The sequence below is a fragment of the Candidatus Aquarickettsia rohweri genome, from assembly GCF_003953955.1.
Taxonomy (GTDB): Bacteria; Pseudomonadota; Alphaproteobacteria; order Rickettsiales; family Midichloriaceae; genus Aquirickettsia; species Aquirickettsia rohweri.
In genome coordinates this window covers 1-16278 of the sequence record NZ_RXFM01000019.1, presented here as the reverse complement: position 1 = coordinate 16278, position 16278 = coordinate 1, and the positions used below count along the sequence as shown (strand labels likewise).

Here is a 16278-nt window from a genome sequence, read left to right as displayed (position 1 = left end):
GTATAAAACCATTTGCAGTTGGCAGAAAAAATTGGATGTTCTGTGCAACAACTAAGGGTGCTAAAGCTAGTGCAAATATTTATAGTATTATTGAAACTTGCAAAGTAAATAAGATTAATCCTTATGATTATTTAAAATATTTGCTGAATCATATTCATGATTATTCTGATCCAAAAGAGTTAGTAAATTTACTTCCATATAATATTGATAAAAAAATATCATCAAATTAAATTTTTTTTAGAATTATCAAAAAACTTAAGAAACCCAAAGAAAGGCGGATAATACTTGTCAAGATGGGGATATTTTAGCGTTTACTCTGCAATGAACAACCTTTTATATAAAGAACAAAAAGATTCTATATCTACTATAATAAAAAACTACTATCCATCTTGTCCTAAACTTAAAAACATAGATCAATCTCAGCAAGAAAGAGTATATTCAAGTATGAAAAAGTTGTATGATGAATATATCTCTCCTGGAGTAACAACAATTTTAGAATGGAATCAAGCTATTTCTCAAGTTTTATTTCCTGTAGCCCTAGTTGCTGCAGATGCTCTCATCAAGTACTATCAATGGTCAAAAGCTGCGCAGGTGCAAATTAAACCCAATAGCAAGCTCGATAAATTTCTTAGCAAGCATGGAGAAGCAGCAACTTCAGAAGTATTCGACCATGGCCTGGATTTTATGATAGGTAAGTACTCTTATATGGCTAGAGGATCTAATGTAAATGCAGAACTACCACCAAAACTTGTAGAAAATTTTGGAGAATTAGCAGCTGTAGCAAATCATTTATTAGATGGAGATTATTTAGATTGATCAAATATAAGTCAGTGTTCTATAGCTGATATAAAAATACCACACAATAATTGTATATTTATATTACTTTTTTATTATCTCAATAATATTATATATATCTTCTTTCAGATATAAAACTTTATATACATAATGACATAAAGGCATTTGAATTTTCAAAGATTGAGATATTTTATAAATTGATTTTGCTGTATAATAACCTTCAACAACAATATTATCTAAATCCAACATTTGTTGATTTTTTGCAAGTTCAAATCCAAATTTGGTATTTCTTGATGTTAAGCTATATGATGTTAAAATTAAATCTCCGATCCCAGCTAAAGAATAGGTAGCATCAATATTTCCTCCAAGTGACTTTATTAAATTATTAATTTCATTTAAAGAAAACACAAATAGCGTCGCCATAAAATTTTCACCTAATTCAAGTCCTTTAGCAATGCCAAGTGCTATGGCTATTACATTTTTTACAGCACCACAAACCTCAACCCCAACTACATCATTAGATATTTCTGTTTTAAAAAATTTTGTATCAAATATTTTTTTAGCACTAGATAAAAATTCATTGTTTTTTGAAGCAATGAGGGTTTTTGCAAATTTCTCATATACTATCTCTTTTGCAAAATTTGGACCAGATAAAATGGCAATATTAGCATTAGGAAAATATTGTTTACAAATATCTGACGGAAATTTTAATTTCTCATTTTCAATACCTTTTGAACAAATAATAAAATTTTGTAAAAAAGTTTGATTTTTAATCATTTTAACAAAAGAATCAAGAAATCTCACTGGAATTGCTATAACACAAGTATTGATGTCCTTTACATCTTCAAAATTATCTATAGCTTTAATATTTGTAGGCAAACTTATGTCACCTAATTTAGCAAAATTTTTATGTTCATGATTAATTTCTCTAACCGTTTCAGGATTTTTTGAATATATAAATACTTCTTCTATATTTTGTGAAATAATTTTTGCTAATGCTGAACCCCAAGCACCTGCACCAAAAACGACAATTTTCTTTAGCATTTTATTCACCAATAGAAAGATCTTCGATTATAAAATCAATCATATTTTCATTGAAATAATTTACCTGTAAATAACCTATCAAATTAATTTTTTTACCAATACTCTTGAATATACTACTACATTTGTCATTATTTATAGCATTAAATAATATACATTTTAAGTTTTTAGATGATTTATTATAAATATTATCTTTAATAATAATGATCAAATGATTCACTGACATTTTGCATACTTTACAAATTATTGCATTAGAAATCATAAATCTAGGCCTTTCATTGCCTTGTCCAAATGGTTCTGCAATTTTTAAGTCATCAAATAAATTATTATTTACACTATCTACAGAAATCAAAGCATCTACTTTAAGCTCTTTTGCTTGTTTAAAGATGGTTTTATGATTATCTTTCCCTAAAACTCTTGACAATAAAAAGCTATAAAACATTTCAATTTTGTCTTCTTCAATGCTAAAACCACCAGCCATCTCATGACCTCCTCCTTCAATTAAAAGCCCTTCTTCTTTTGCTATCGATATATTCATTCCTATATCAATACCTTTGATTGATCTAGCGGAACCTTTGCCAATTCCATCATTTAAAGATATAACCAATGTTGGTTTTTGGTATTTTTCTTTTATTTTACTAGCTAATATCCCCAAAATACCTAAATGCCAATTTTTTCCATATGCCAATAAAATGCTATTATTTTCAATATTTTTAAGTTTTATACATTCTATAGCTTCTTCTAAAGTAGTGCTTTCAATAGCTTTTCTTTGCTTGTTATATTTTTCTAGACTTAATGCAATTTTATGTGCCTCTTCATGTGATTCAGTTGATAATAAAATAGAACCTAGATACCCTTTTCCTACTCTACCACCTGCATTTATTCTAGGTCCAAATATATATCCCAAATGATATGATTCAGATCTCTTATTAATATTTGCTAGGTTAGCTAAAATTTTTAACCCTAAATTTTTCTTCTTATTTATTAGTTTTAATCCATGTTGTACAAATGCTCTATTTATATCTATCAAGGGCATTACATCACAAACTGTACCTAGAGCAACAAGATCTAGGTAATCTATTAAATTAGGTTCAGGATTTTCTACTTTATGAAAGAAGTCTTGCTCTCTTAAAACACTTCTGACAGCAGTTACTACGAAAAATACAACTCCAACTGCTGCAATATTTTTGAACTTAAATTCATCATCTAACCTATTAGGATTTATTACTGCATAACACTCAGGTAATTTTTCTAGTGCTAGATGATGGTCTATTACAATAACATCTACTCCCATATCTTGGGCATATTTTATTGGTTCAAATGCTACAGTTCCACAATCAGTGGTTATTATTAAATCATTTCCTTGTTTAATTAATTTTTCAAATGCATTAACATTAGGACCATAACCTTCATTAAATCTACATGGTATATAAACGCTTGCTTCTAAACCAAGATCTTTAAAAAACCTTTTTAACAAAGCAGATGAAGTAGCTCCATCAACATCATAATCTGCATAAATGACAATTTTTTCTTTATTTATTATAGATTCAACAATTCTTTTTGCCGCTCTATCCATATCCTTAAGTAAAAAAGGATCTGGCATTAAATTTTTTATTTTAGGATATAAAAAATTTTGCATAGATTCTGCATCATTTATTCCTCTATTAATTAATATTTTAGCTAAAATATCACTTATGTTAAATTTCTGGGTAAAAAATGATATATCTTTTTCATTTTGCTCTTGTAATGTCCATTGCAATTTTTTATATGAATTTTTAACATTAAGTTCTATTTTATTACTATTCATATATAAAGGCATTTACAAAAAATTAATTTTCAATAAAAATAGCACATAAAATAATTAAACCAATAAAAAGAAAAAAATATTGTTAAAATATAAGATAACAATTGAATATGAAGGTACAAAATACCATGGTTGGCAGCGCCAAAAAAACTTAGATACAATTCAAGGTGAAATTGAATCAGCTTTATTTAAATTAACTAAAAAACATATTCTTGTTTACGGAGCTAGCAGAACTGATTCAGGTGTTCATTCATATGGCCAGGTAGCACATTTTGAAATATGCAATCACTATAATATTGATGAAATTCAAAATGCAATAAATTATTATTTAAAACCTCAAAAAATTTCTATTGTTAATATTGAATTAGTAAAGAACATATTTCATGCAAGATTTTCTAAAAAAAAGAAACATTATATTTACAAAATAATAAATAGAAAATCACCACTTACTATACAAAAAAATCTTGCTTGGCATGTTATATTACCACTTGATATTAATAATATGATAGAAGCATCTAAGTATATGCTAGGAACTTTTGATTTTACTAGTTTTAGAGCATCAGGATGCCAATCTAATTCTCCTATTAAAACTATAGATTCAATAAAAATTATTAAAAATAATAATGAAATTAATTTAATTTTTACTGCAGAATCATTTTTATATAACCAAATTAGAATAATGGTTGGAACACTAAAAGATTTTGGAACAAAACAATTAAATCCATCATATATGAAAGAAATTATAAGCGCTAAAAATAGAAAATTTGCTGGTGAAACAGCTCCTAGCTTTGGTTTATATTTAGATGAAATTCATTATTATTAAATCCCATAACCTAAATACTGCTAATTTTATTTAGTTTATTATAAAACTATTATTAAATACTCATTATATCTTTTGATTTCTTACTTAAAATCCCATCAATCTTTGCAATGAATTCATCAGTTATTTTTTGAATTTCTTGGGAATAATTCTTCAGTTCATCCTCAGAAATCAGTTTATCCTTTTCTTGTTTTTTAAAAGCATCAATTCCACCTCTCCTAATATTTCTAACAGAAATTTTGGCTTGTTCAGTATATTCATTAGCCTTTTTTACTAATTCTTTCCTTCTCTCTTCACTGAGATTAGGTATATGTAACCTTATAACTTGTCCTTCAGAATTAGGAGTAAGACCTAAACCAGAGTTTAAAATTGCCTTCTCAGCACTTTGAACTAACTCTTTATCCCAAACTTGAACTAACAATGTTTTTGCATCTGGAGCACTTACACTTCCAACTTGATTGATTGGCATTTCACTGCCATAAGCCTCAACTTTAATTGGGTCAAGCAGAGCAGTTGAAGCCCTACCAGTTCTTAATCCACTTAAAGAATTACTCAAGGAAGATATTGCTCCTTCCATTTTCTCTTTTAAATTATTTAATATTTCTTTTTCCATATTCAAATAGAGTTTATTTTATAGTTGTGTAATTACCCTTATTTTGCAAAACCTTGGCAAATTCTCCGCTTTTTCCGATGTTAAAGATTCTTATTGGCATTTTGTTGTCATGCGCCAAAGTTATTGCAGTAGTATCCATAACTGATATATTTTGCTTAATAACATCCTCATGACTTAGCTCTTTATATCTTATAGCTTTGTTATTTTTCTTTGGATCTTCAGAATAAACACCATCTACTTGCGTTCCTTTAAGTATAATTGAACAGTTCATTTCTATAGCTCTTAAAACTGCCCCTGTATCTGTAGTAAAAAATGGATTACCCGTACCTGAAGCAAAAATCACTATTCTACCTTTTTCTAAATGCCTTATTGCTTTTCTTCTTATATATTGTTCAACAATAGTAATAATAGGAATTGCTGATACTACCCTAGTATATAATCCTTTGCTTTCAAGCTTACTCTGTACGGCTATTGCATTTATAACTGTAGCTAACATTCCCATATAATCAGCAGTAGCCCTTTCTATTCCTACTTCTGCAACTGTGACTCCTCTACAGATATTACCTCCACCAACTACCAGGCAAACCTCATAACCTAAGTCATATACTTCTTTTATGTCTTCACAAATTTGATCTATTATAGTATTGTCATGCCCAAATTTTTCTTTGCCCATTAGGGCTTCACCTGAAATTTTTAATAGTACTCTATTTTGTTTTTTCATATTATAAATAAAGGATTATTCACCAATTTCATATCTTAAATATCCTGAAATATTAAAATCACAATTGTTTTTAGATTTTAAATCTTCAATTACTTTATTAATTTTTGTCTTACCATCTATAACAAATGCTTGTTCAAGCAATACAATTTCTTCCAAAAATTTTCTAATCCTACCTTCTATCATTTTCTCTACAACATTAGCTGGTTTACCACTTTGTAAAGCTTGGTCTCTTAAAATATCTTTCTCTTTTTCAACTACATCCTTATCAAGACTTTCAACATTTAAGGCCATTGGTTTTGAAGCAGCTATGTGCATTGCAAGTTGTCTACCAAATTCTTCAATCTCATCATTCACATCACCTTCAAGCGCAACAACTACACCTATTTTCCCAATATTATCTGCCAACTTATTATGTATATAAGGTATTATTTTGCCTTTACTTACACCTATCTTATTAATTTTTTTAAGGCTTATATTTTCTCCTATAATAGAAATATGTTCAGCTATCAATTCATTAATAGGAGTTGAATCATGATTTCCTGATTCTAAAAATTTTTCAACTTCAACTCCTTCATAATCATGCGCACTTTTAACAACTTTTTTTGCTAGATTTAAAAATTTTTCATTCTTTCCAACAAAGTCAGTTTCTGAATTTAATTCTATTATTGTTGCATTATTTCCATCAATATTAATTGCTATTACTCCTTCACTAGTCTCTCTCCCAGCTTTTTTGCCTGCTGAAGCAAGACCTTTTTTTCTAAGCCACGCAACTGCATCATCAATATTTGAATTAGTTTCTAAAAGAGCCTTTTTGCAATCAAGCATACCAGCTCCAGTTTTATTGCGTAACTCTTTAATTAAACTTGCACTTATAGACATATTTGATTCACCTAATTTTTATTAATAGTTTCAGTTTTTTCTTTGTTTTTATCAGATATATTTTTTACATTTACTCCTTCAGAAGTTAAATTGATTTCCATTCCCGCTAATATAGCTTCTGACATTAAATTACAATATAGCTTAATTGATTTTCTAGAATCATCATTACCAGGAATCACAAAATCAACCCCTTTTGGACTAGAGTTAGTATCTACAATAGCAATAACAGGTATATTCAACTTATTAGCTTCTTGAATAGCTATTGCATGAGTTCTAACATCTATAACAAATAAAATATCTGGCAATCTCACTAAATTTCTAATTCCTCCAATCGCTTTTTCTAATTTCTCTTTCTTCCTTGTGAAATCTAGTAATTCCTTTTTAGTGTATAATCCTTCTTCAGAATCAAGTATTTCTTCGTATTTTTTTAAAATTTTAATAGACGATGAAACTGTTGTCCAATTTGTTAACATCCCACCTAACCAACGATGATTAACATAGTATTGTCTACATTTATCTGCAGCATTCTTTACTACATCTGTAGACTGCTTTTTAGTATTTACAAAAAGCACTTTCCCCTTATTAGACGCAACCGTAAACATTACTCTAAGTGCATTATATAAATGATGTGCAGATTGTTTTAAATCTATTATATGGGCTTTATTTTTTACTCCATAAATATATTTTGCCATTTCAGGATTCCAATGATTTTTTCTGTGCCCGAAATGAACGCCAGCTTCTAACAAAGCTTTTATATCAAAATTTGGTTTATAAGACATATATACTCCTTTTGGTTAAACTAATGCAGATTGAATTAACAATAAACGAAATGTTAACACCAAAAAATTTCTGCATGATTTTTTAACGAATATATATATATGTAATTCAAATTACAACATAAATATTGAGATTATGGTTGTTAATTTAAAAACTTTTTATTTGTTTCTAAGTTAAAAATTTCATAGTATTAAATAATAACTAAATAATTTGGGATAAAAAAATGACATATAAGCTTGTATTGGTAATAGATTCAAAATTTGCAAAAATTTATGAAGCGGAAGGCTTAAGGTTAAAAAATTTAATTTCAGAATATAAAGCTGATGAATTAGGAATAAGCCATAAAAAGCAATCTTTAAGAACTGGATTTAAAAAATTAGCTGGTGGTTCTTCTCATTTCTTTGATCCTCATACAGAGACAAAAGACATTGAAAGAGATGATTTTAGTAAAAAAATATCAGATATAATTAAATCTATGTTAAAAGAAAAATCCTTTTCTGAAATTATCCTCATAGCTTCTCCAAAAGTTTTAAACTTAATGAGAAAATATATAAGCAAAATATCTAATATAGCTGTAAAAGAAATAGCTAAAGACCTAATTAATTCTAATGATGAACAAATAGAGAAAGTTGCTTTTTCTTAACTAATTATGGATTGCCGCACTCACTACGTTCGTTCGCAATGACAATATAGGAAAAATAATCATTCGCAATGACTAATTTGACTAAGTCATCACGAAGGAGAGTCATAGCCTCGACTGTGGTGATCCAGGATTATTGCAACATTAACGTTTTGTTGATACTTCCATGGATTGCTGAGAGCATTGACATGCTCTCGCAATGACGTTTTGATTTTTGTCACCACGAATTTACTTAACAATCGTGGTGACCCAGAATTATTACCGAATTTACATTTGTTTATGCTTTCCATGGATTGACACTAACATGCCCTTGCAATGATGAAGCAGACAAGGTATAGGATATTAATATACTTTCCTCTGCCCTTCTAATAATGATTAACTTACAGAGAAAGAAAAATATACACGCCTTTATAAGGCGCGTAGCCAAAAATAATATATTAAATTCTTCCCCCTCTACTTTGATTGGCACTCTTCCTAGCTTCTCTTACCTTATCTGCATAAGATGATTTTTGAGCTTTCGCTTTATCTAATCTATCTCCTTTGACTGCATTCTTATTTCTAGTATTTAGATGAGATTCCTTATTCAGAGCAGCTTTCCTATTAACATTATATACATCTTTTTTAAAATTAGCTTTATCCTTCATGCATTTAAAAGTATCTCTCCAACCCTCTCTTGATTGAATTTTTTCTGTCAATTTTGCTTGCTCTTGCTTTAATTTTGCTACCATTTCGTCCTTATATGCTTGAGCCTCACGCATAGATTTATCGTCTCCACCAAATGCGCTTAAATCCATTGAATCTATACGCTCCATTTTTTGTGTTAACTCATTAGCTTCTACAATTAATTTTCCTGCATTCGCTTGAAATTTATCAGAAATTGCTTGAGAAACAGTTCCTTTTGCTGATTGAAAAGCATCATCCATTGCAAGCACACCTTTTTGTACTGCAACACCTAGATTCGCTGCTCCATAATACATTTCTGTACATAAATTTTGCATTGCAGTTTTTGCATTAACAGCAAAATCATGTGCACCTATTTTAATCCCATCCCACATTTTTCCGAGAGATTCCATAGCTTTGCCCCACATTTCTGCCATTTTTTCTCCAAATTGCTGCATTGCTTCCTTAAAATTTTCGAACTTCTGGCCTGCATATTCTTTAAATTCTCCCCAAGCTTGTGCCATCTGTTGCTTTTTCTCATCAAACCAATTAGATACAGATGCTGATATTTGCTGCCACTCTTGAACCGTCCAATCTTTAGCTGCTTGTAAACTATCTAAGACATTTTGCTTAGCATTATCTAATTTTTCACCTTGTTCAGCCCACCACAACTCAATTTTTAAGCTTGTATATTGATCAAAAGCATCTAATAGCCCAGTCTCAACACTTTTTACTGCCCCTTCTAATGAGCCTATTCTTTCATTAATTTCGTCAGTTATTGCATTCATTGTTAAACACCCCTGTTTATTAATTATTATTACTCAATTGCTTAATTGTATTCAGAAAATTTAGTTCAACTCAAGTAATAATTTTTGATTTAGTAAAATAATTTTAGATTTACCAAGCTTCAAAATTCACTTATAATAATAAGGTGAAAAATTGAATTGCCGTATTTTCCTTTATCTTCTTCACAATAAAGAAGCTTATTATTTCACCTTAACAATAAACCTCCATAAATTTTCTTTACCTTTTGTAATGCCAATCCTTGGTGTAGCTTCAAATGGAAATTTAACATTATTATTAAGGATTGAAAATTGTTGATTATTTATCATATCAAGCTGATTATGCTCTTTATTAATCCCCAGTTCTTTGCATAACTTTCCAGGACCATTTAAAATCTTATTTACATTTATAAGCTTTATGCCTCTTATTAAAACAGCAGCTGGAAAATCCTTTTTTTCAGTAACAATATTTAAACAAAAATACATACCATAAATCATATAAACATAACTAAATCCTGCTCTTTCAAACATCGCTTGATTACGTTTAGTTTTTCCCTTAGCTGCATGACATGCTGGGTCATCATAACCTATATATGCTTCTGTCTCTGTTATAATTCCTTGCAATTGGTTAAATAATAATATTTTACCAAGCAAATTTTTAGATACTTCTAAAGTTGGTTGCTCAAAAAACTCTCTTTCTAGAAAATCATACATACCAATTGAAAAAAGTGGTGGGACTTGTAGGACTTGAACCTACGACCGCACCGTTATGAGCGGCGTGCTCTAACCAACTGAGCTAAAGTCCCTAGCTGAGATAATAATATATATCAACAAGTTAAATTTATGTCCAGAATAAAGTTACTGTTAAATTTTGCAAAAATTAAAAGCTAAAGCTAAAACACTCTAATTATTAATACTAGTTATTGAAAAAAACTTTGTTTTATGATATATAGGAACCTTAAATTTTTATAAATCTTTACATGGGGCCACTATTTGACATTATAGAGGGTTTGCCAAAATTTATTAAGCACTCTATTGATGATTTTGTTGAAGACAGCATTAAGATAGCAATGTTATATACTACTAGTAAATTTCATAGCAACTTAATGCCCCGTAGCTCAAATACTTTAGTTGATTTTACAGTAAATACGTTATCTATGTTATTTTGTTATTGGTTTGCCAATGAAGTTTCTGATAATACTGCAGATAAAATTGATGAGTGGAAAAATAGTTATTTTGAGTTAAAAGACATTAGTATTGGCAACAAAACAAATAGTCAGAATTTTGCAATTGATTTTACCGAAGATCTGGTAGAGGATAGTGTCAAATTTTCTATGCTATATAGTAGCTACAAAGTAGGAACTTTAATTGCAAATAGCCATATATTTGAAACTTTTTTATCATCAACTCATTTACCTTATGGGCGTAATGCTGGTAAAATTCTAGATTTCACAGTAAAATGGGTTACTCCTATAACAGAATATACAAGATGTAATGAATACTCTGATAAAGCCGGTGACTTTTTTCAATATTATGCTGAGGAATTTTTAAATTATATCTTCAGCAACCCTACTAATACTACTTCTGATGAATTACAATAAAAATTTTTATAAGTTTATCTTTTTTATTATTGTATTGTGGTTAGTATAAATACAAATGTCTGCAGCTATTTTCATTGCTTTTTTAGCTTTATCTTCAAGCTTCAAACCTTTTACATCATCTAAAGCCTTTGCAGCTGCAAGTGCATAATTACCCCCTGATCCAATTGCAGCAAGCCCATCTTCAGGCTCTAAAACATCACCATTTCCAGATAAAATTAATGTACTTTCCTTATCTGCTACTATAATCATAGCTTCAAGTCTTCTTAAATACTTATCTAATCTCCAATCCTTAGCTAATTCTACAGAAGCTCTCATTAAATTGTTTGAGTATTTCTCTAGTTTTTCTTCTAATCTGCTAAATAGCGTAAATGCATCAGCTGTAGCTCCTGCAAATCCAGCAACAATACTGTCGTTAGCCAATGTTCTAATCTTATTTGCAGTATTTTTTACTACAGTATGGCCTAAACTAACTTGTCCATCACCAATGATAATAACTTGTTTATTATCCCTGATACACAGGATGGTAGTTGCATGCCAAGTAGGTTTTTGACTATTATTTAGCATAATTAATAAATATTTTATTTTATTGCAGATTAAATGCTCTTGATGAATTTGTAAATAGAATTTACAGCTTATCCATCCAATTCTCTTTAACTTTAATAAATAAGTACAAATGAACCTTCTTATTTGTCAATTTTTCAATTCCAGCTTTTGATCTAATACTAATTTTTTTAATATTCTCCCCTTTTGTACCTAAAATTATCTTTTTTTGACTTGCCTTTAATACAGTTATAACCTGATGAATAGTGATTACCTCTTCCTCCTCTTTCCAAGATTCTGTTTCAACTTTTAAATTATATGGAATTTCTTTATTTAAAAGTTTATATAGTTGTTCAATAGTTATGTCTTCAGCAAGCTGCTTAACGCTTCTATCTGTAATATCATCTTCATTATAATGCCAAATTCCACTAGGTGACTTGCTAATTAAATACTCTAAAAAATCCCCAACACCTTTATAGTTTATTGCTGATATCATAAATATATTATCAAATCCCTTATCCTTTGCTTTTTGTGCCAAATCTAACAAGATCTTTTTATCTTTAACTAAATCAATTTTATTAAAAATTAATATAAGTTGTTTTTTAGAATCAAAATAAGTCGTATCAACTAATGCATTCTCTAAGCAATTTTGTTTAGAAACATCAATAACTATACAAATAAAATCAACATTTTTAATTTCCTGTAATGACTTTTTTGTAATAGATTTTTCTAATCTGTATTTAGGATTTTTTAAGTATCCTGGTGTGTCAATAAATACTAATTGAGTATTATTTTTCGTAATAATGCCCTTAATGTTATCTCTAGTTGTGTGAACTTTATGCGTCACAATTGATATTTTTTGATTAAGTAATGCATTAAAAAGCGTAGATTTACCAGAATTAGGTGCACCTATAAAGCAAGCATATCCTATTTTCTTACTCATTTAAATTACAGTTTATAAAATTAAGCATTTCTTTTGCTGCATTTTGCTCAGCTTCCTTTTTGCTTTTTCCTTGTGCTTTAAATTTATATTTATTTTTAATAGATACTGAAATAGTAAAGACAGGACTATGAGCTTCACCTTCTTTTAAATCAATTTTATACTTAGGCAGTACTTTATATTTTTTTTGCACTATTTCTTGCAATTGAGATTTACAATCTCGTTTAAATAACTTATCAGCATCTTTAAAAAATTCTGACCACCATTTCATAATAATTGTTTTTACAGTTTTAAAGTCACTATCCAAATATATTGCACCAATAATAGCTTCAAGAGCATTTTCTATATTATTAGGATTATTTCTTCCACCACACTGCTCTTCACCAGAATCAAGAACTATTTTTTCAGCCAAATTTAATTTTTCAGCCACTTTAACTATTGTTTTGGAGTTAACCAAATTAGCCAGAATTATTGATAACTGCCCTTCAGAATAATCAGTAAATTTATTATAAATAATATCTGCAATCACTGCATTTAATATACTATCACCCAAAAACTCCATTCTTTCGTAACTATCTAATTTATCTTTTTTTACTGCACTTGGATGAGTCAAAGCTATTTCAAGCAAATCAGAATTTTTAAATTTATAATCTTCTAATTTCACAAAATACTACTGTATAGTTTTAAAAGCTCTATTAGTTTGTAACTTTGTTATAAAATCTAACACCGAAAAATCTGAAGTCCAAAATAAAAATTTCGCTTTACCAAGCAAGTTATCTTCTGAAACATATCCTACTTTTTTTATAAATCTGCTATCAATGGAACTATCTCTATTATCACCCATAAAAAAATAATAACCTTTTGGTACTGTATAAACTGGAGTATTGTTATGGTCAAAATTATTATGATAACTTGATCTAATATGATCCATATAAATCTCATATTTTACTCCATTTGGTAAAGTTTCTTCAAATATGTCTTTGGTATATTTAACTTTATTTTGCTCTATAATAATTTTCTTCCCTTTAAATTCTCTTTTGACAGGCACTTCATTTATATATAAAAGCCCATCTTTAATTTGTATTTTATCTCCTGGCAACCCTATTAATCTTTTGATGTAATGCATACTCCTATCTGTTGGAAGCAAAAAAACTATAACATCGCCTCTTTTAGGCTTATTAAACATAAAAGTACCGCTGAATAAATTGAACCTATTTAACATAAATGAAAGTGAGCTATTATTATATCCATATGCAAATTTTTCAACAAAAAGATAATCCCCTACCTGTAACCCTGGCTTCATTGAGCCTGATGGAATTTTAAAAGGTTGATAGATAAATGTTTGAAAAATAAACGCAAAAACAAACGCAAATATAAGAGAATTAAATAGCTCTTTAATATTTTTAGATGAAAATATAGATCTTAAAAAATTAGTTAATGATTTATCCATGATTATTGTTTACATTCATATTTTCCAGCACATACTTTTGCCACAGGTATTCTAAAAGGTGAGCACGATATATAATCTACTCCTATCTGATTGAGAAATTTTATTGATGCAGGATCACCTGCATGCTCACCACAAATACCAATTTTTATTTTTGGATTAGATTTTTTACTATTTGTAATAGCAATCTTCAATAATTCACCAACTGTTTTTTCATCTATTGATGCAAAAGGATCTTTAGTAAAAATTCCCTTATCTACATAATCTCTTAAAAACTTACCAGCATCATCTCTTGATATTCCCAAGCATGTTTGAGTTAGATCATTTGTTCCAAAACTTATAAAATCCGACTCACTAGCAATCTCTCCAGCATTTATAACTGCAGCTGGCAACTCAATCATACTTCCAATTTTATAAGAAAATTTTGTTTGCAATTCTTCTTCCAATAAATTTGCAGTATCTTTAATAAGTTTTTTCATAATATCAAATTCTGACTTATTAATCACAAGTGGCACCATAATCTCTGGAGCAACATTAATTCCTTCTTTTATACACCTATGAGTCGCTCTTAAAATAGCTTTAACTTGCATTTGGTAAATCTCAGGATATGTCATTGCAAGCCTGCACCCTCTATGACCTAGCATCGGATTGATCTCTTTTAAAGAACTAATTCTATTTTTTATATCCTTAACATCTAGCGATGTTAATTTACTAATATACAATAGTTCTTCTTGATTATCTTGAGGTAAAAATTCGTGAAGCGGAGGATCTAATAGCCTAATCGTTACTGGCAGACCATCCATAATTTTAAATAATTGATAAAAATCTTCTTGTTGATAAAATAGCAACTTACCTAATATCTTTAAACGATCACTTTCTTTTAAAGACAATATCATTTCTCTAAAAATATTTATCCTGTCTTCTTGAAAAAACATATGTTCAGTTCTACATAAGCCAATCCCACCTGCATTAAAATGTCTTGCCATATCAGCATCTTTAACTGTCTCAGCATTTGCCATAAACTGCAGCTTAGAATGTTCATTGGCAATATTTAGTAAGTTTTTAAAACTACTATCTAATTTAGTTTGAACAGTACTAACTTTTCCTAAAAAAATTTCTCCACTTGAACCATTTATTGTTATTAATTCTCCTTCTTTTAATACCTGATTATTTATTTTAACAACATTACTATCATTATCCACTATTACTTCAAATGCACCTGTAACACAAGGCTTACCCATCCCTCTAGCCACTACAGCAGCATGCGAAGTCATACCACCTCTTGAAGTAAGAACTCCAGAAGAAGCATTAATACCGCCTATGTCCTCGGGACTTGTTTTATTCCTAACCAATATCACTTCACCATGTGCAGCCATTTTTTCTGCCTTAATTGATGATAAGGCAATTTTACCAAATGCAGCACCAGGAGAAGCAGGTAAACCTTTACTTAATAATATTTTTTGAGCTTTAGGATCAATAGTTGGATGCAATATTTTTTCTATTAATTCAGTCTCTATCCTCTTTAAAAGCTCTTCTTTAGATATTATGCCCTCATTTAGCATATCAATAGATATTTTTATTGCTGCAGATGCAGTTCTTTTTCCAGATCTAGTTTGGAGTATCCAACATTTACCATTTTCAATAGTAAATTCTACATCCTGCATATCTTTATAATTAAATTCAAGTTTACGAAGAATATTTTTCAACTCTTTATAAACCTTAGGCATAGATTCTTCAAGAGATAGATCGTTATTAAAACATTGTTCCTTGGATTTAATATTAATAGGAGCAGGAGTTTTTATTCCAGAAACTATGTCTTCTCCTTGAGCATTAACAATATATTCACCAAATATCTCATTTACACCTGTTGACGGATTTCTAGTAAATACCACACCCGTTGCACAATCATTACCCTTATTGCCAAATACCATAGATTGAATATTAACAGCTGTTCCTATATTATTTGCAATATTATTCATATTTCTATATTTTATTGCTCTATCAGTATTCCAAGACTTAAATACAGCAGATATAGCTTGCCAAAGTTGTTCTAATATATTTTGAGAAAAACTTTGACCTGATACATTTTTGATTAACTTTTTATACTCATCAATAATTTCTTTTTGATCGCTTGCCGTAAGATTTTTGTCTTCCTCAATATCTAAAATAACTTTTTTATTATTTAAAATTGCTTCAAATTTAGACTTATCTAATCCAA

General features: G+C 29.0%; 18 protein-coding genes and 1 tRNA gene. 5 read left to right on the top strand and 14 right to left on the bottom strand.

Annotation, left to right across the window (positions count from 1 at the left end; translation table 11 throughout):
• Both EIC27_RS08095 and EIC27_RS02190 read left to right on the top strand, forming a co-directional pair.
• Positions 1-230, top strand: a 230-nt coding sequence (locus EIC27_RS08095) for a transposase domain-containing protein (protein WP_205702304.1), incomplete at its 5' end; no start/stop codon positions are given.
• 55 nt (positions 231-285) lie between these two features.
• Positions 286-816 (top strand): hypothetical protein, encoded by a 531-nt coding sequence (locus EIC27_RS02190; protein WP_126044519.1) that lies wholly within the window; start codon positions 286-288, stop codon positions 814-816.
• 63 nt (positions 817-879) lie between these two features.
• On the opposite strand, the gene EIC27_RS02185 is transcribed toward EIC27_RS02190, so the two are convergent.
• Both EIC27_RS02185 and recJ read right to left on the bottom strand, forming a co-directional pair.
• Positions 880-1839, bottom strand: a complete 960-nt coding sequence (locus EIC27_RS02185) for an NAD(P)H-dependent glycerol-3-phosphate dehydrogenase (protein WP_205702315.1) — start codon at positions 1837-1839, stop codon at positions 880-882.
• Position 1840: 1 nt separating this feature from the next.
• Positions 1841-3655, bottom strand: coding sequence for a single-stranded-DNA-specific exonuclease RecJ (gene recJ, locus EIC27_RS02180; protein ID WP_126044517.1), 1815 nt, complete (start codon positions 3653-3655; stop codon positions 1841-1843).
• 67 nt (positions 3656-3722) lie between these two features.
• On the opposite strand from recJ, the gene truA reads away from it, so the two are divergent.
• The gene (gene truA / locus EIC27_RS02175; protein WP_126044516.1) at positions 3723-4463 is read left to right on the top strand and encodes a tRNA pseudouridine(38-40) synthase TruA; all 741 of its coding nucleotides are present in this window, start codon (positions 3723-3725) and stop codon (positions 4461-4463) included.
• Positions 4464-4515: 52 nt separating this feature from the next.
• Here truA and frr read toward each other — a convergent pair whose 3' ends face one another.
• Genes frr through rpsB form a run of 4 tightly spaced genes read right to left on the bottom strand, consistent with a single transcriptional unit; the run spans position 4516 to position 7452 of the window.
• Positions 4516-5073 carry a ribosome recycling factor gene (gene frr, locus EIC27_RS02170; protein WP_126044515.1) on the bottom strand — a complete coding sequence of 186 codons (558 nt, stop codon included), beginning with the start codon at positions 5071-5073 and terminating at the stop codon, positions 4516-4518.
• A gap of 13 nt (positions 5074-5086) precedes the next feature.
• Entirely contained in the window at positions 5087-5794 is a 708-nt protein-coding gene (pyrH, locus tag EIC27_RS02165) for a UMP kinase (protein WP_126044514.1), read from the bottom strand.
• 15 nt (positions 5795-5809) lie between these two features.
• Entirely contained in the window at positions 5810-6673 is an 864-nt protein-coding gene (tsf, locus tag EIC27_RS02160) for a translation elongation factor Ts (protein ID WP_126044513.1), read from the bottom strand.
• A gap of 11 nt (positions 6674-6684) precedes the next feature.
• Positions 6685-7452 (bottom strand): 30S ribosomal protein S2, encoded by a 768-nt coding sequence (rpsB, locus tag EIC27_RS02155; RefSeq protein WP_126044512.1) that lies wholly within the window; start codon positions 7450-7452, stop codon positions 6685-6687.
• A 221-nt stretch (positions 7453-7673) separates the two neighbouring features.
• Between rpsB and EIC27_RS02150 the strand changes: the two genes are divergently transcribed.
• The gene (locus EIC27_RS02150; RefSeq protein WP_126044511.1) at positions 7674-8093 is read left to right on the top strand and encodes a host attachment protein; all 420 of its coding nucleotides are present in this window, start codon (positions 7674-7676) and stop codon (positions 8091-8093) included.
• A 434-nt stretch (positions 8094-8527) separates the two neighbouring features.
• Here EIC27_RS02150 and EIC27_RS02145 read toward each other — a convergent pair whose 3' ends face one another.
• The 3 genes from EIC27_RS02145 to EIC27_RS02135 form a co-directional block, all read right to left on the bottom strand.
• Complete coding sequence (locus EIC27_RS02145) at positions 8528-9538, bottom strand: hypothetical protein (protein ID WP_126044510.1); 1011 nt, start codon at positions 9536-9538, stop codon at positions 8528-8530.
• Positions 9539-9736: 198 nt separating this feature from the next.
• On the bottom strand, positions 9737-10246 hold the full coding sequence (locus EIC27_RS02140; RefSeq protein WP_126044509.1) for a DNA-3-methyladenine glycosylase: 510 nt from the start codon (positions 10244-10246) through the stop codon (positions 9737-9739).
• Positions 10247-10261: 15 nt separating this feature from the next.
• Positions 10262-10338 (bottom strand) — tRNA-Ile (locus EIC27_RS02135).
• Between the two features lie 204 nt (positions 10339-10542).
• Here EIC27_RS02135 and EIC27_RS02130 point away from each other — a divergent pair.
• Positions 10543-11133: a hypothetical protein gene (locus tag EIC27_RS02130; RefSeq protein ID WP_126044508.1), complete on the top strand. Its 591-nt coding sequence runs from the start codon at positions 10543-10545 to the stop codon at positions 11131-11133.
• Positions 11134-11139: 6 nt separating this feature from the next.
• On the opposite strand, the gene hslV is transcribed toward EIC27_RS02130, so the two are convergent.
• From hslV to ppdK, 5 genes are all read right to left on the bottom strand, one after another.
• The gene (hslV, locus tag EIC27_RS02125; RefSeq protein WP_126044507.1) at positions 11140-11697 is read right to left on the bottom strand and encodes an ATP-dependent protease subunit HslV; all 558 of its coding nucleotides are present in this window, start codon (positions 11695-11697) and stop codon (positions 11140-11142) included.
• A gap of 61 nt (positions 11698-11758) precedes the next feature.
• Positions 11759-12616 (bottom strand): GTPase Era, encoded by an 858-nt coding sequence (era, locus tag EIC27_RS02120; protein WP_126044506.1) that lies wholly within the window; start codon positions 12614-12616, stop codon positions 11759-11761.
• A complete protein-coding gene (gene rnc / locus EIC27_RS02115) occupies positions 12609-13277 on the bottom strand; it encodes a ribonuclease III (RefSeq protein ID WP_126044505.1) in 669 nt (222 codons plus the stop codon). Before rnc ends, era begins: the two co-directional genes overlap by 8 nt.
• Before the next feature lie 6 nt (positions 13278-13283).
• Positions 13284-14063 (bottom strand): signal peptidase I, encoded by a 780-nt coding sequence (gene lepB, locus EIC27_RS02110; RefSeq protein ID WP_126044504.1) that lies wholly within the window; start codon positions 14061-14063, stop codon positions 13284-13286.
• A gap of 2 nt (positions 14064-14065) precedes the next feature.
• Positions 14066-16278: pyruvate, phosphate dikinase (gene ppdK / locus EIC27_RS02105; protein ID WP_126044503.1), on the bottom strand; the 2213-nt coding region annotated here is incomplete at its 5' end.

Coding starts and splice junctions, on each gene's coding strand:
- hslV (WP_126044507.1), bottom strand. CDS start 11,697: ATGCTAAATAATAGTCAAAAACCTACTTGGCATGCAACTACCATCCTG.
- recJ (WP_126044517.1), bottom strand. CDS start 3,655: ATGCCTTTATATATGAATAGTAATAAAATAGAACTTAATGTTAAAAAT.
- EIC27_RS02145 (WP_126044510.1), bottom strand. CDS start 9,538: ATGAATGCAATAACTGACGAAATTAATGAAAGAATAGGCTCATTAGAA.
- lepB (WP_126044504.1), bottom strand. CDS start 14,063: ATGGATAAATCATTAACTAATTTTTTAAGATCTATATTTTCATCTAAA.
- pyrH (WP_126044514.1), bottom strand. CDS start 5,794: ATGAAAAAACAAAATAGAGTACTATTAAAAATTTCAGGTGAAGCCCTA.
- tsf (WP_126044513.1), bottom strand. CDS start 6,673: ATGTCTATAAGTGCAAGTTTAATTAAAGAGTTACGCAATAAAACTGGA.
- EIC27_RS02150 (WP_126044511.1), top strand. CDS start 7,674: ATGACATATAAGCTTGTATTGGTAATAGATTCAAAATTTGCAAAAATT.
- frr (WP_126044515.1), bottom strand. CDS start 5,073: ATGGAAAAAGAAATATTAAATAATTTAAAAGAGAAAATGGAAGGAGCA.
- EIC27_RS02185 (WP_205702315.1), bottom strand. CDS start 1,839: ATGCTAAAGAAAATTGTCGTTTTTGGTGCAGGTGCTTGGGGTTCAGCA.
- era (WP_126044506.1), bottom strand. CDS start 12,616: ATGAGTAAGAAAATAGGATATGCTTGCTTTATAGGTGCACCTAATTCT.
- EIC27_RS02140 (WP_126044509.1), bottom strand. CDS start 10,246: ATGTATGATTTTCTAGAAAGAGAGTTTTTTGAGCAACCAACTTTAGAA.
- rpsB (WP_126044512.1), bottom strand. CDS start 7,452: ATGTCTTATAAACCAAATTTTGATATAAAAGCTTTGTTAGAAGCTGGC.